The organism is Paenibacillus sp. LK1, from assembly GCF_002750415.1.
Lineage (GTDB): Bacteria > Bacillota > Bacilli > Paenibacillales > Paenibacillaceae > Paenibacillus > Paenibacillus taichungensis.
This window is the reverse complement of sequence record NZ_PEII01000017.1, coordinates 18,095-33,344: the sequence shown is the minus strand read 5'-3', so window position 1 is coordinate 33,344 and position 15,250 is coordinate 18,095. Positions and strand designations below refer to the sequence as shown.

Annotated in this window: 13 protein-coding genes; 1 reads left to right on the top strand and 12 read right to left on the bottom strand. The window is 47.8% G+C overall.

Annotated elements, in window-relative coordinates; genetic code table 11:
* Positions 1-69: 69 nt before the first annotated feature.
* The 3 genes from CS562_RS28555 to CS562_RS28545 form a co-directional block, all read right to left on the bottom strand.
* Positions 70-675: a GNAT family N-acetyltransferase gene (locus tag CS562_RS28555; protein ID WP_099858971.1), complete on the bottom strand. Its 606-nt coding sequence runs from the start codon at positions 673-675 to the stop codon at positions 70-72.
* The gene (ilvA, locus tag CS562_RS28550) at positions 675-1,967 is read right to left on the bottom strand and encodes a threonine ammonia-lyase IlvA (RefSeq protein ID WP_076291595.1); all 1,293 of its coding nucleotides are present in this window, start codon (positions 1,965-1,967) and stop codon (positions 675-677) included. Before ilvA ends, CS562_RS28555 begins: the two co-directional genes overlap by 1 nt.
* Positions 1,968-2,030: 63 nt before the next feature.
* The gene (locus CS562_RS28545; RefSeq protein WP_099858970.1) at positions 2,031-2,921 is read right to left on the bottom strand and encodes an alpha/beta fold hydrolase; all 891 of its coding nucleotides are present in this window, start codon (positions 2,919-2,921) and stop codon (positions 2,031-2,033) included.
* Positions 2,922-3,116: 195 nt separating this feature from the next.
* Between CS562_RS28545 and CS562_RS28540 the strand changes: the two genes are divergently transcribed.
* A complete protein-coding gene (locus CS562_RS28540; RefSeq protein ID WP_257219636.1) occupies positions 3,117-3,797 on the top strand; it encodes a stalk domain-containing protein in 681 nt (226 codons plus the stop codon).
* A gap of 124 nt (positions 3,798-3,921) precedes the next feature.
* Here the strand turns inward: CS562_RS28540 and CS562_RS28535 are convergent, their stop codons facing one another.
* The 9 genes from CS562_RS28535 to CS562_RS33240 all read right to left on the bottom strand — a co-directional run bounded on the left by CS562_RS28535 (position 3,922) and on the right by CS562_RS33240 (position 14,655).
* A complete protein-coding gene (locus CS562_RS28535; protein ID WP_099859048.1) occupies positions 3,922-4,527 on the bottom strand; it encodes an alpha/beta hydrolase in 606 nt (201 codons plus the stop codon).
* 14 nt (positions 4,528-4,541) lie between these two features.
* Entirely contained in the window at positions 4,542-5,492 is a 951-nt protein-coding gene (locus CS562_RS28530; protein WP_373561770.1) for a ring-cleaving dioxygenase, read from the bottom strand.
* A gap of 298 nt (positions 5,493-5,790) precedes the next feature.
* Complete coding sequence (locus tag CS562_RS28525) at positions 5,791-6,873, bottom strand: hemolysin family protein (protein WP_099858968.1); 1,083 nt, start codon at positions 6,871-6,873, stop codon at positions 5,791-5,793.
* 276 nt (positions 6,874-7,149) lie between these two features.
* Positions 7,150-8,487, bottom strand: a complete 1,338-nt coding sequence (locus tag CS562_RS28520) for a hemolysin family protein (RefSeq protein ID WP_099858967.1) — start codon at positions 8,485-8,487, stop codon at positions 7,150-7,152.
* 726 nt (positions 8,488-9,213) lie between these two features.
* Positions 9,214-10,479, bottom strand: a complete 1,266-nt coding sequence (purD, locus tag CS562_RS28515) for a phosphoribosylamine--glycine ligase (RefSeq protein ID WP_076291589.1) — start codon at positions 10,477-10,479, stop codon at positions 9,214-9,216.
* Positions 10,480-10,609: 130 nt separating this feature from the next.
* Positions 10,610-12,157, bottom strand: a complete 1,548-nt coding sequence (gene purH, locus CS562_RS28510; protein WP_076291588.1) for a bifunctional phosphoribosylaminoimidazolecarboxamide formyltransferase/IMP cyclohydrolase — start codon at positions 12,155-12,157, stop codon at positions 10,610-10,612.
* Positions 12,158-12,497: 340 nt separating this feature from the next.
* A complete protein-coding gene (purN, locus tag CS562_RS28505; RefSeq protein ID WP_099858965.1) occupies positions 12,498-13,115 on the bottom strand; it encodes a phosphoribosylglycinamide formyltransferase in 618 nt (205 codons plus the stop codon).
* Positions 13,115-14,155 carry a phosphoribosylformylglycinamidine cyclo-ligase gene (gene purM, locus CS562_RS28500; protein WP_099858963.1) on the bottom strand — a complete coding sequence of 347 codons (1,041 nt, stop codon included), beginning with the start codon at positions 14,153-14,155 and terminating at the stop codon, positions 13,115-13,117. Before purM ends, purN begins: the two co-directional genes overlap by 1 nt.
* A 284-nt stretch (positions 14,156-14,439) precedes the next feature.
* Complete coding sequence (locus CS562_RS33240) at positions 14,440-14,655, bottom strand: hypothetical protein (RefSeq protein WP_125477343.1); 216 nt, start codon at positions 14,653-14,655, stop codon at positions 14,440-14,442.
* Positions 14,656-15,250: the final 595 nt, after the last annotated feature.

Below are 15,250 nucleotides of genomic sequence, written 5' to 3'. Positions count from 1 at the left end.
CCTAAAGCACTTAAAGAACACAAAGAAAACCGACATAGGATTCGCTCCCATGTCGGTTTTCTTTGTGTTCTATCGATGAATTGGCTTGACCATATGGTTATACTCATGTCCAGCAATGACAATCACTTCATCCTTGATATAACCTTGGCGTTCGTACAACATCAAGGCCCGCCCATTGTCACGTTCAACAATGAGGGATACCTGGGAGTGTCCCAGTTCCCTACCCTGCTGCTCAAAAGCAGCCATCAATGCCTTGCCGATACCCTGCCCCTGATACGCTTCGCTTACGGATAGAGTATCCAGATAATACTCCCCGGGACGGGTTTCTTTGACCAACGTATATTTCTCATCTGTACTCCGACCAGGCCGATCCAGAATCGGCTGATCCAGACGATCTGCTTCACCGCCATCATATGCCACCAGTATTCCAGCGACCTGTTCGTTCTGCTCCATTACCGTTATATTGCGATAACTGATCCGATTGTCTTCCTGCACGTAAAATTGCTGCAATATCTGCATCGCTTTCTCATGCTCACCTTCACCCGCCAGAGCATAGGCAATATCACCAATCGCCTGATAAAGCAGAGGAATGACTTGTGCCGCATCTTCTATGCGAGCAGGTCTCAACAGAGGCTGCGCCTCACTACGGTCCGACTTCACATTGGATTGATTCATCAGATTAACATGTTGAACAGATTGAGATTTTTGTTCAGCTCGGTATACGCGAGACCTTTACGATTCATACGTTCAATCAGCGGCTGGTAGTCTTCCTTGTACATCAACTCGATGCCCACCAAGGCAGGTCCATTTTCCTTATCATGCTTCTTCGTATATTCAAAACGGGCAATGTCGTCATTGGGTCCCAATACTTCCACAAGGAATTCACGCAAAGCTCCCGCACGCTGTGGGAAATTGACCATGAAATAATATTTCAGACCTTCATAAATCAACGAACGTTCCTTGATTTCCTGCATCCGATCGATATCATTGTTGCCGCCGCTAATCACACAGACAACCGTCTTGCCCGCAATTTGTTCGCGATACTGCTCGAGTGCAGCAACCGCCAGAGAACCGGCAGGCTCCACAACAATCGCATTTTCATTATATAGCTCCAAAATGGTGGTGCAGGCTTTGCCTTCAGGCACCTTCAGGATGTCATCCAACGTGCCGCTACAGATGTCGAAGGTCAGATCACCGACGCGTTTTACCGCAGCACCATCCACGAATTTATCAATATCATCCAACGTCACAACCTGCTTGCGGAACATCGCCTCACTCATGGAAGCCGCGCCAAGTGGTTCTACGCCAATAATGCGGGTTTCCGGGCTAACCGTCTTCATGTAAGTTCCAACACCAGCAGCCAGACCGCCGCCACCAATAGTTACGAAAACATAATCCGCTTTTTCATCCAGACTCTCCATGATCTCCATCGCTACCGTACCATTACCCGCAATGATCTTCGGTTGATCGAACGGATGGATAAACGTCATGCCCTGTTCATTACACGCACGCATAGCTTCTTCATAAGCATCGTCATACGTATCACCTGTCAGCACCACTTCAACATTATCTCCACCAAATCGACGGACCTGTTTTACCTTCTGGTTTGGAGTTGTGCTCGGCATGAAGATTTTGCCGTGGATGCTAAGCGCATTACAGGAAAAAGCAACTCCCTGCGCATGGTTACCCGCGCTCGCGCAGACAATGCCTTTCTCCAGTTCAGCTGGAGTCAGACTACGAATCATGTTGTATGCTCCACGAATTTTAAACGAACGGACTACCTGTAGGTCTTCCCGTTTAAGATACACATTACAGTTATATTTGGCCGACAATACAGCATCCCGCTGCAATGGCGTTCTTACAATGACTTCACGCAGCACATGATGTGCGCGCACGATATCTTCCATGCCAACACCGGTACGGCCGGAATTGGCAGTTCCCGTTGGTTCTTGTTCCACTGGTTTCATCTCTTATCCACACTCCGCTTATCTTGGTTGGCAATGCAAGCATTGCTTTTTCTTTTTATTGTATCACTTTTGTTCTGTTCTTGCGCCTGAGCTCGCATCAATTACCATTCGCAATATTTCATCAACAATGACCTGTGGATCTGTAAACATGACCATATGGCTGGATCGATCGGCTCCGATCCATTTTGCATTCGTTAAAGTACTCGCAGTCCGGCGGTGTGCCTCGATAATAGCAGGTCTTATTTTATGTTCTCCCGTGCCTATTTTCGTACCCGAGATGATGCTGACCTCCAAATCACCAAGATCGAGAGGAGTAATCAGCAAGGAAGCCAAGTCAGTCAGAAAAGGTTTCGACTCTGCAACCATTGTCTTAGCCGCCTGTACAGTGAAATCCTCGGAACGGTGATCCCTGACAACATCGTCAGGCTGTACACTTCCAGGTCTGCTGCCTAATAATCTGTACAATCCTGTACGTGCCATGAGTGGAATAAGGAGACTGTTCAAGCCAAAATTGAATTTGGCTGCTTTGGAAAAGTACAATTGGCAATGCTCGTCTGAAGGATCAACTAGGATGATTCCCCTTAATCTTGATAGGTTTGAGGCCGCAGCCGCTCGTACAATCGGGCCTCCCCAACTATGCCCTACCAATATGAACGGACCAGACCCCAATGCAGTCAGCAGATCGTCCAGGTCTTCTGCTATTCTCCGGAGATTGCGCGCAGACGAATCGACTTCACTTCGTCCTGTCCCCGACCTGTCGTACACGACGGCACGTGCATGTTCAGCAACAACAGGTGCTACCAGCCCCCAGGTCGATCGTGAGAAGCCCATACCGGACTCAAATACAACGGTCAGATCGCCTGTTCCTCTGGACATATAATGTAGTTTGCGACCATCCCGGGTCTGAATAAATGCACTTGAACCAAAAGAATGTGAGCTATGGTTAGGCTTCATCTTCCCCTCCTGATTACACGCATAGTCATAACAAACCGAATCTAATTGAAAATGATTATCAATTACTTGATTATAGATTATTCCACACTTTAGGACAAGGCATAGGTCTTTAAGACCAACAAAATCATTGTCACACCATGTCTAAAGTAATATAATTACATTGAATTCATATATTTACTTTAGGAGGAATAATTTGTGAAGAAGAAAAAGTTTATTATCGCTTTATCAAGTTTTACACTTCTCGGTGGTATGGCTATCGGAGCAGGAGCCGCGCCTATCTTGGAGAAAATTACTGCCAATCTTAACTGGGGAATTAACTACAGCATTTCAGGTAAAACATGGAGTCCAGTAGATCAGAATGGTAAAAAACTAGCAGCAATTACATATAACAATACGACATATCTACCTGTTCGATCTGTAGGTGAAGCACTTGGGGTCGCCGTAGATTATAACAACAGTAGCCAGACCCTTATGCTTGGTGAGAAAACAGATACAACACCTATTACTTCCGAAAAAATTGAAGTGAAGCATGATTCCTTCGTAACAAAAGACAAACAATTTACAGTTCAAGACAAAGATTATCAATCTGGAGTAGTTATCAAAGAAGTTTTTTTAAGTCAAGAATTCACTTTAATTCCAGAAGGGAAATATCAAACGATAGAACTTTCTGTATTTCCCGTTAAAATGAATAATACCGTTAGTCTAAAAGTATTCGATGGAGATACCCTTCTTAAAGAGTTCGAAATAAATGCTTCTAGCGGAAAACAAACGGCTTCGTTTGATATCGGAGGAGTTAAAAAACTTAAATTTACTGCTGATCTACCAAATATAGGATTTGATTCACAGTCCGTTTTTGTAACTGGTAGCTACAAATAAATTATCAATGATACATCTAAGTTTGTATAGACTATAGCAATAAAAAAGAACACCATTACCTGTACGGTTAACGGTGTTCTTTTGCTATCAATAACATATTACCTCTGCATACAGTCACTTCGACTCAAGCCTGAGTCTTAAACCAAACCGCTGCAGCCTCCACCTCGGTACGAGTCAACTGATGCCCCTGACGTTCCCAGTGCATATGCACGACTGCACCTGCTCCACTAAGCAATGAAGCGAGTTCATCCGTTTCTCGTTTCGGCACAATTGGATCGTTCTCTCCTGCGCCGATGAATACAGGCAGCCCCTTCAGGTCTGGCAATTCCAAACCGCGAAGCGGTACCATCGGATGGTGCAGAATCGCTCCTTTAAATACGTCAGCCTGGTGGAAGATCAGACTTGCTGCGATATTTGCTCCGTTGGAGTAGCCCAGTGCGAAAACATTGGCACGATCAAAGCCATACTCCACAGCAGCTGCATCCACAAAAGAACCCAATTCCGCTGTCCGTGCAATGAGATCCTCTTCGTCAAACACCCCTTCCGCCAAACGGCGGAAGAAACGGGGCATTCCATTTTCGGATACGTTACCACGCACCCCCAGAATACCTGCTCCTGGGGCAATCATCTCGGCCAGACCTACCAGATCGTTCTCTGTTCCACCTGTGCCGTGCAGCAACAAAAGGGTGGGTGCATCTGGCTGAGAACCTGCTTTATAAATATGTTTCATTGTATTGGTAGTAGTCATAATTTGGACTCTCCTTTCCATTCACGTACTTGAATAGGTGGCAGCAGCTGTTCAATCTGCTCACGCTGTGGTTCATACCATTCAGGCAACATCAGCTTTTGACCCATGCTTTCCTGTGGTTCATCCCGTGCAAATCCTGGAGGATCAGTAGCCAGTTCAAACAGTATACCTCCCGGTTCCCGGAAATACACAGCGTTGAAGTACTGACGGTCAATGACCGAAGTTGGATGATAACCGGCTTTTTGAAGCTCCTGCTGCATTTGTTCATGCTCGACATAATCTTTTGCACGCCATGCGATATGGTGAACCGTACCTGCTCCGCCAATTCCCCGCTGGATTCCAGTTGATTGAATGTCGATCAGTTGACCGATATCACCGCTCGCCTGCAGACGAATGATTCCACCCTCTTCCCCTACCTGTTCCAGACCGAGCATCGTTGTCAGCACTTCCGTTGTTTTGTCAGGTACATGGCTGAATAATACAGCTCCACCAAAACCTTTGATAGCATGTTCCGACGGTACACCGTTGAATGCCCACTGGCTTGGCTGGCCTCCTTTTCGCTCGACCAATTCGAGCAACAGACCGCCTTTATCGAAGAAGCGAATGTACTGCTCGCCAAATCTTGTTTTATTTTCAAATGGAATATCGAAAGAGGTCAGACGTTCTTTCCAGAATGGCAAACTGCCCACCGGAATTGCATATACAGTTACGCCAGTCTGTCCTGCACCGATGACACCTCTTCTGGCATTTTGTTGAGGGAAGAAGGTGATGATGGTACCCGGTGCCCCATCCTCATTGCCATAATACAGATGGTACACATCCGGTGCATCAAAGTTAATCGTTTTTTTCACCAGTCTCAGTGCCAATACACCTGCGTAAAAATCAACATTTTTCTGTGCATCATCTACAAAAGCCGTAACGTGATGGATTCCTGAAGTTCTGAACATAATCTCCACTCCCTTGGTTTTATTTGGTTCATTGTTATATTTAGAATTTTGTTATGCATCGCTTTTTGTTATTTATCTTTAAATTAAGATTCTTTAAATTTATATTAATCCATTAGGACTAAATAAGCAAGCTTTTGTTTTAAAGTTAAGATATTACTGGGCTTTAACCTGCTAATTGCCGCTTGAGTATACTGAGATGGGCAAAAAAACAGGCCCCGATCACTCGGAAACCTGTCTTCATTGAAACTTATTCAATTGCCGCCGCACAACATCAATCCTTACAATCTCGCATTACGTTTTAGGTTAATTTTAATCGCTTAGGCGGTTGAACCAGATCTTTGCCATCATACTCGTCCTTAATATCTCCAACAATTTCTTCAAGAATATCCTCCATCGTAACCAGACCAACTGTTTCCCCTTCTTCATTATGAACTGTTGCGATATGGGAACGACTTTGCTGCATCTGGACCAAGACATCCTTAATTGGCGATAACTCAGAAAATTTCAACATGTCGTGTACAAACGTATCCATGTTGAACTCCCGGCCTGCGGCAACACTCGTAAGCATTTCCTTTGTATGGATAAATCCAATGAATTGATCCTGATTTCCTTTTTCGATCACCGGGAAACGTGTATATTCATGCTGCCTTAGAACCTCGATCATACGATCCAGCGGCATTTCTTTGTCCAGCGTAATGATTTTCTCTTTGCGAATCATAATCTCCTGAAGCAAACGTTCATCAAAAGCAAAAATGTTTTTGAGATAGTCCAGCTCTGTCTGATTAATTTCTCCACTCTCGTAACTCTGCGCCATAATCAGCTTCAGTTCCTCTTCGGAGTGAACCGTATCGTGACCGGCAGGTTTTATACCAAAGATGCCAAGCAATAGACGTGCAGCCCCATTCAGCGCGTAGATGAACGGATTCATGATCTTACCAAACCAGTACAGCGGTGGTGCAAGCAATAGTGTCATCTTCTCTGCAAACTGGATCGCCAGTGTTTTCGGTGCCAATTCACCGATAACGACATGCAGGAACGTGATGATTGCCAAAGCAATCCCGTACGAAAGTACCGTAGACAACGCCGCTGGGACTTCCAGTCGCTCAAACAGCGGATGAAGCATTTTCTCAACAGTGGGTTCACCCAACGCACCCAATACCAGTGCTGTGATCGTGATACCCAATTGACACGCAGATAAATAATAATCCAGATTGTGAGCCACTTTTTTGGCCAACACCGCTTTTTTGTTTCCTTCCAAGATCAACTGATCTATTCGGGACATCCGTACTTTCAGAATTGCAAATTCCGCTCCAACGAAAAAGGCGGTCAGACCTATAAATACGGCTACTAAAAATAAGTTTAAGGCTATTATTCCGTCCAATGATTTCCCTCAATATGAGGGATTCACCTCCAAGTTTTAATTAAGTGATGCACGAGTGATGTTCCGGTGACGGTTCGTTCTTCCGATCGCCATTGCCTCCAAATTTTCCTGATTGTTGTTTTCAAAGGTATAAAATTGGTTTGCAAACGCGAACGCTACGCTTCTTCAGAATCGTTTCCGTCCCCTACACTGCTACGTTGCCAAAACATTTAAATTCTGAGGGCAGTAGCCAAATGGGCAGTCATACCCTAGATTACAGTCATGATCGAACCAACATCACGCCAGGTCACTGGCAGATTCATCGACCTCAGTACCGTTTACACGTTCAAGCAGAACCTGCTTAATGTGAAAATTTTCTGCGTCCACAACGGTCCAGACATAATCACCGTGTTCTACCGTATCGCCTTGTTCCACACCGACACCCTTCTGGAACTGAATCCATCCAGCCACGGTATCCATTTCTTCATTACCTTCAAATACAAGCCCAAACTGTCGCTCCAACTCATCCAGCAGCACCCGGCCGTTAATGAGATATTGGTTCTCTCCGGTTATCTGAATGTCTGCAACTTCATCAGCATCGAACTCATCCCGAATCTCGCCGACAAGCTCTTCCAGAATATCCTCCATTGTAATGATTCCCGAAGTACCTCCGTACTCATCCACCACCACAGCCATGTGCACGCGTTCCTGCTGCATCTTGATCATGGCATCCTGGATACTTGTAACTTCAGATACGAACGGAATCTCCCGAACAAAATCGATAAGTTGGTGCTCCCTAAGGGCGACCATGTCAGGCAAAATCTTTTTCACATTCACTACACCAACAATTCGATCCTTATCCCCATCCTCGATAACGGGATAACGTGAATAATTATGCTCATCCAATATCGGAATGATATCGTCGTAAGTCATATTCTGATTCAGTGTCACAAGCTCTGTCCTCGGAACCATGATGTCTTTGGCATCACGCTCATCGAACACGAATACGTTTTCCAGATACGAAAGCTTAGTCTTGTTGTTCTCGTCTCCTTCATAGCTCTGGTTCATGATGATTTTGATCTCATCCTCCGAGTAGGCCTGTTCATGTCCGGCAGGCTTCACGCCAAATGTCCGAAGAATTACCCGGGATGCACCATTCAGCGCCCAAATGAAGGGATACATAATTTTTCCGAACCAATATAGCGGCGGCGAGAGCAACAGCGTCAATTTTTCCGAAAATTGAATCGCCATCGTTTTGGGAGCCATCTCCCCAACCACCACGTGCAGGAACGTGACTAGGATAAAGGCAATCGCATAGGAAGCAACCGCCGATATGGAAGCTGAAACGTCCAGATAATTAAATACCGGGTATAACAACCTTTCAACGGTTGGCTTACCGAGCGCCCCCAATCCAAGGGCAGTTACGGTAATACCAAGCTGGCAGGCTGACAGATAATAATCGAGGTCCGAGACTACTTTTTTGGCCAATATGGCTTTTTTATTCCCCTCGGCAACCAGTTGATCCACTCTTGATGTACGAATCTTAACCACAGCGAACTCAGATGCAACGAAAAATGCGGTCAACGCAATCAAGATAATGAGTAATACAATATTTAATATGGTGATTATGTCCAATGATTTCCCCGCTTCTCAGGGATTCACCTCCAGAGATAGTTACAGCGTCATCGGTTAACTTGGTTAACCATTCAACAGCTGATTGACGTTCAATATGGCGTATGCCTTATATGAAATCGATAAATGATAAATTGTGTATAAGTAGTACTTTGACCTTGTAAAATTGCAAAACAGGAATTCAGGATGAAGTCAATCACTTATAGAAACTACTTCACTAAAAACAGGGTTCCCCCTCATGCTGTCATTGTTTCTCGATTTACTCCACCAAAATTCTCCATTTGGACAGTTTACAATATCGCCTTCCCAATAGATATCCACCTCCCCTCTTGTTCATTCCTGTTTCAGAAAAGTATAACATGTTCTACGCCAAACCATCCAGTTGCACGTTATGGTTTGGAATATAGATAATAAAATGAGTTCACAAAATAAACTTTTATGTATGTGGTCTTTCTCGATCTACAGTTTTATTTTATGTGATATGGTTCACATAATTAGTATAGAACAGTTTATAGAAATGGTACCCTTTACTTTAGTCGATTAAACCTACTACAGGCCTTTAAGTACAACCATTCTTCTTTGCCTTATCCGGACCATGACAAGTCCAGCAATGAAACGATAATGATGTATACGTTGAAAAGGGCCCGCAGGATGCAAACACCTTTTTCGGTGTACACCTTTACGGGCCCTTTGGTTTCACTTTATCAAGTTACAATGAATTAGAATTAGTTATACCAACGCTTTGGCAGCAATATCAGAACGTTGATGTTTACCGTCAAAATGAATACGTTCCGCTTGAGCGTAGGCTTTGTTTCTGGCTTCGGCAATATCAGAACCAAGACCCACAACGCCTAGAATCCGTCCACCATTGGTGACCCATTCTCCAGATTCATTACGTGCCGTTCCAGCATGGAATACCACTGCTTCGTCGACTTGATCCAGGCCTTCAATAACTACACCTTTTGCATATGGACCAGGATAGCCTCCAGATGCAAGCACCACACATACAGCGGCTTCGTCGCTCCACTCAATCTCGATATCCGCCAATTTCCCGTGCACAGTTGCCCAGAAAATGTCGAACAGATCACTCTTCAGACGCGGCAATACGACCTGAGTCTCAGGATCACCGAAACGAGCGTTGAACTCAATCGTTTTGGGTTTACCATCTGGCGAAATCATCAGCCCGGCAAACAATACACCTTGGAACGGGCGCCCTTCGGATACCATCGCTTTGGCTGTTGGTTTAATAATCGTCTCTACCGCTTCTTCAATGATGGAGGCCGGGATATGTGGCAATGGTGAGTATGTACCCATTCCGCCCGTGTTTGGTCCCTGGTCATTGTCGAATACCGGTTTGTGATCCTGTGCAGCAGCCATCGGACGAACGGTCTCCCCATCGACAAACGCCAAAATCGACATTTCCTGACCTGCCAGGAATTCTTCGATAATGACTTTGGCTCCTGCTTCACCAAATACTTTGTCCACCATAATGCTGCGGAGTGCCTGGTCAGCCTCATCACGGGAATAGGCTACGGTAACACCTTTTCCAGCTGCCAGCCCATCGGCCTTGATTACCACAGGAATGGCCTGCTCATTCAGATAAACCTGCGCTTGCTCGTAATTGTCGAACTTCTCATAGGCTGCAGTCGGAATATTATATTTGTGCAGTAAGTCTTTCATAAACGTTTTGCTGCCTTCAATCTCTGCTGCATTGCGGCGTGGTCCAAATACCGGAATGCCTGTTTTATCAAAAGCGTCTACAATGCCATCAGCGAGCGGATCGTCTGGCCCAATAACAACCAATCCCACGTTAAGCTCAACGGCAAGCGCCGTCAGTTTATCGAATTCATTTACCGCAATCGGATGACACTCGGCAAGCTGTGCAATGCCTGCATTTCCCGGAGCACAATGAATCTTGCCTGCCTTCGGACTTTTCGCCAGTGCCCATATGATTGCGTGTTCCCGGCCACCGCCGCCCACTACCAGAATATCCATTAGTGTTGTTCCCCCTTCGTGCATAACTGGTTTTGTTATACTATTACATATTGAAATAGCTTAAAAAAGAAGGGGTGTACCATAAGTCATAAGCATGACAGGCGACACCCCTTATTAAACCTTTTTCGTTCTAGTGTTTGAAGTGACGAACGCCTGTGAACACCATGGCAATACCATATTCATTCGCTACTTTGATAGACTCTTCATCTTTGATCGAACCACCTGGTTGAATAACGGCCGTAACTCCAGCTTTCGCTGCAAGTTCCAGTGTATCGCCCATTGGGAAGAACGCATCGGACGCCAGAATGGCTCCCTTGGCTAGTTCTCCAGCTTGTTCAATAGCAATCTTAGCTGCGCCCACACGGTTCATTTGCCCTGCGCCTACACCTACAGTCATGTCGTTTGCTGCAAGCACGATTGCATTGGATTTCACGTGCTTAACCACTTTCCAGCCAAACAACAGCTGTTTCAGTTCTTCTTCGGATGGTGCACGATCTGTAACTACCTTTAACTCGCTCGCTTCAATGGAATGCACATCGCTTTGTTGCACGATCATGCCGCCGTCGATGGAGGTTACTACGAAGTTACTTTCCCGATTGCGGGCAGCGTTCAGTTCACCCGTTTTGAGCAAACGAATATTTTTCTTTTTGGTCAGGATGTCGAGTGCCTCTTGTGTAAAATCAGGAGCCAGTACGATTTCCAGGAAAATCTCACTCAGTTTAGCTGCTGTATCGCTATCGATAATGCGGTTGGCTGCCACGATTCCACCAAAGATAGAAGTTGGATCAGCCGCATAAGCTTTTCCATAAGCTTCGTAGATGCTTTCGCCAATACCCACGCCGCAAGGATTCATATGTTTAACCGCCACAACTGCCGGTTCTTCAAATTCTTTCACAATCTGCAATGCTGCGTTCGCATCGTTGATATTATTGTAGGACAACTCTTTGCCATGCAATTGCTCGGCTGTTGTCAACGTATCTTGGGCTGCCAGCGGTTTGCGATAGAATGCCGCCTGCTGATGTGGATTTTCGCCGTAGCGCAAATCCTGGAGTTTTTCGTAAGTAACCGTCAGACGCTCTGGCAGTGGATCACCGTTCAGGTTGGAGAGATAATCGGAAATAACTGCATCGTATGCCGCTGTATGGCGGAACACTTTTGCCGCAAGCCGTTTGCGTGTCTCGAGTGTGGTGTCCCCATTGCTGCGGACCTCTTCAAGCACCTTGCCATAATCTGCTGTGTCTACAACGACACTAACATAAGCATGGTTTTTGGCAGCAGAACGAAGCATGGTTGGACCACCAATATCGATGTTCTCGATTGCGTCCTCATACGTTACGTCCGGTTTGGCGATGGTGTCCTGGAACGGATACAGGTTTACAACAACGAGGTCGATATAATCCAGTCCATTCTCTTCCATCTGGCGCTTGTGCTCTTCGCTGTCACGTACAGCCAATAAACCACCATGCACTGCCGGATGTAATGTTTTAACACGTCCGTCCATAATCTCCGGGAATCCGGTCACATCCGAAATTCCGATGACAGGTACGCCTTCCTTCGACAACAGACTGCTTGTACCTCCTGTCGAAATAATCTCCACACCCATTTGCGACAGCTCGCGGCAAAAGTCCACGATGCCTGTTTTATCCCACACGCTGACCAGCGCTCTTTTGATACTCACAATATGCTCCTCCTTTAATGTCCCATGGCTTCGCGTTTCATGGCGAAACACAACCGATTTATTTCCCGAGAAATATCACAAAATGCGTACCAATTTTCGACTTCTGTTATATAAGTTGAACGAATGAGTTTACACTAAAACACTACGAGTCCAGAATAATCTTTCGATCGCTGCTATTCCCAGATTTTTTGATTCCCTTTTCTTAAAGGGAAAATCCGGTGATAAAAGCGAAGCATATGCTTCCGATGCAGCTTTCTTTCAGAAAGCTTTTAGGCGAGCGCTTCGCTTCTACAGCTTATTTCTGGCCTCTCCATTAACGTGTAAAAGATTCCAACTTGTATCAAACCGGTTTCCGTACCGTAACTTGTCGACCTTCGAGTTGAACCCATCCCTGAGCAAACCAGGATACAACCTCAGGGTACAGCTGCTGTTCGGCAGCATGGATGGACCGACTGACGGATTCAGCCGTGTCCTCTGGCAAAATGGAAACCGGATGCTGGGCAATAATCGGCCCTGTATCCATGCCCCCATCCACAAAGTGGACGGTAACACCGGTGATTCTAACGCCATATTCCAGTGCCTGCCCTATGGCATCTTTGCCTGCAAACGCTGGCAACAAGGACGGATGAATGTTAATCAGTCGTCCTGCATAGCGATCCACGACTACTGAAGTCAACAATCTCATGTATCCGGCAAGAACAACCAGGTCAATGTTTCTGGATTCAAGCACTTCCACGATCTCGGCCTCGTAGGCTTCGCGGGAATCATAATTTTTGGGAGTAAACAGATGGCATTCCACACCTGCATCCTGCGCCCGTTGCACCACACGTGCAGCCGGTTTGTCACATACCAGCAGATCTATGGATGCCCCCAGCCCTCCGTTCCGTGCTGCATCAACCAATGCCTGAAAGTTCGACCCTTCACCAGAGGCAAATACAGCAATACGGTAGTTCGCCATTAAACATCCGCTCCCGTGAAGGTTACTCGCGCATCTCCTTCGGTCACACGTCCAATGATGTACGCTTCTTCACCGGATGCTTTCAATTGTTCCAATGCTTCACCTGCATCTGCTTCGTTCACGACCAGGACAAGTCCGATCCCCATATTAAACGTGGTGAACATGTCGCGGTTTGAGACAGATCCTTTTTCTTGCAGCAGGCTGAAGATTGGAAGAATCGGCCAAGAACCATAATCAATATCTACATTCACGCTGCTTGGCAGCATACGCGGGATGTTCTCGATGAAGCCACCACCCGTAATGTGGGCCATGCCTTTTACTTTTACCTTTTCAAGCAGGGACAGGAGTGGTTTTACATAAATTTTCGTTGGTTCCAACAGTGCATCACCCAGCTTGCCGCCCAATTCAGCGACTTCATCCTTCAAGCCCAATCCGGCTTGTTCCAACAAAAGTTTGCGTACCAAGGAGAATCCGTTACTATGCACACCGCTGGATGCAAGTCCGATGACCGTATCGCCAGGAGCAATCGTTGTACCGTTAATGATTTTCGCTTTGTCCACGATACCTACAGTAAATCCGGCAATATCGTATTCACCTTCACTGTACATACCCGGCATTTCAGCCGTTTCGCCACCGATCAGAGCACAGCCCGACTGATGACATCCTTCTGCGATTCCCGCAACAATGGCTTCGATTTTCTCCGGGATGACTTTGTCACAAGCCAGATAGTCGAGGAAGAACAGCGGCTCTGCGCCCTGTACCACAATGTCGTTCACACACATGGCTACAGCGTCGATTCCGATGGTATCATGACGGTCCATGGCAAATGCGATTTTCAGCTTGGTTCCTACACCGTCTGTACCGGATACAAGCACCGGCTCATCATATTTATCTTTGTTCAAACCGAACAGGGCGCCAAAGCCTCCCAGATCTGTCATCACTTCCGGACGGAAGGTACGCTTCACGTGTTTTTTCATCCGTTCAACCGCTTCGTTGCCTGCCGCGATATCGACGCCGGCGTTTTTGTATGCTTCGGACAAGTGGAATCAGCTCCTTTTTTTTCGCCCCTCCTAAATCCTCCCGCCCGGGAGGACCCCAAAGGACCTTGGCAGGCCCTCTGGACACCCGCCAAACAAGCGGTGCAGGGGTGGCTGGTATGATCTTGCTATGGTTGGTTCGTTCGTGTGCTCGCGTGGTTGTTCGCCGATTCCGTTGGCCGCAGGCCACCGGTCGGCGAACCCCGCTTGGCTGCGCTGCGGGGTTCGCCCGCGGGGGCAGCTGCTTCGCACCGCTGCCCGGGCCCCTGTTGCTCCGCAAGGCGGGGCTAAGGGCTGGGCTGCGCCCGGAGGGCAGCTGCTTCGCCTGGCTGCCCTGGCCCCTGTTGCTCCGCAAGCGGGGCTAAGGGCTCGGGCTGCGCCCGGGGGCAGCTGCTTCGCTTGGCTGCCTGAGCCCCTGTTGCTCCGCAAGGCGGGGCTAAGGGCCGGGCTGCGCCTCGAGGCAGCTGCTTCGCACTGCTGCCCTGGCCCCTATTGCTCCGCAAGGCGGGGCTTATGGGCTAGGGCTTTGCCCGGGGGCAGCTGCTTCGCTTGGCTGCCCTGGCCCCTGTTGCTCCGCAAGCGGGGCTAAGGGCTCGGGCTGCGCCCGGGGGCAGCTGCTTCGCTTGGCTGCCTGAGCCCCTGTTGCTCCGCAAGGCGGGGCTAAGGGCCGGGCTGCGCCTCGAGGCAGCTGCTTCGCACTGCTGCCCTGGCCCCTATTGCTCCGCAAGGCGGGGCTTATGGGCTAGGGCTTTGCCCGGGGGCAGCTGCTTCGCTTGGCTGCCCTGGCCCCTGTTGCTCCGCAAGCGGGGCTAAGGGCTCGGGCTGCGCCCGGGGGCAGCTGCTTCGCTTGGCTGCCTGAGCCCCTGTTGCTCCGCAAGGCGGGGCTAAGGGCCGGGCTGCGCCTCGAGGCAGCTGCTTCGCACTGCTGCCCTGGCCCCTATTGCTCCGCAAGGCGGGGCTTATGGGCTAGGGCTTTGCCCGGGGGCAGCTGCTTCGCTTGGCTGCCCTGGCCCCTGTTGCTCCGCAAGCGGGGCTAAGGGCTCGGGCTGCGCCCGGGGGCAGCTGCTTCGCTTGGCTGCCTGAGCCCCTGTTGCTCCG

What these genes read in the sequence shown, in the direction of transcription:
- CS562_RS28555 (WP_099858971.1), bottom strand. Translation starts at nt 675, where the DNA reads ATGAATCAATCCAATGTGAAGTCGGACCGTAGTGAGGCGCAGCCTCTG.
- ilvA (WP_076291595.1), bottom strand. Translation starts at nt 1,967, where the DNA reads ATGAAACCAGTGGAACAAGAACCAACGGGAACTGCCAATTCCGGCCGT.
- CS562_RS28545 (WP_099858970.1), bottom strand. Translation starts at nt 2,921, where the DNA reads ATGAAGCCTAACCATAGCTCACATTCTTTTGGTTCAAGTGCATTTATT.
- CS562_RS28535 (WP_099859048.1), bottom strand. Translation starts at nt 4,527, where the DNA reads ATGAAACATATTTATAAAGCAGGTTCTCAGCCAGATGCACCCACCCTT.
- CS562_RS28530 (WP_373561770.1), bottom strand. Translation starts at nt 5,492, where the DNA reads ATGTTCAGAACTTCAGGAATCCATCACGTTACGGCTTTTGTAGATGAT.
- purD (WP_076291589.1), bottom strand. Translation starts at nt 10,479, where the DNA reads ATGGATATTCTGGTAGTGGGCGGCGGTGGCCGGGAACACGCAATCATA.
- purN (WP_099858965.1), bottom strand. Translation starts at nt 13,115, where the DNA reads ATGGCGAACTACCGTATTGCTGTATTTGCCTCTGGTGAAGGGTCGAAC.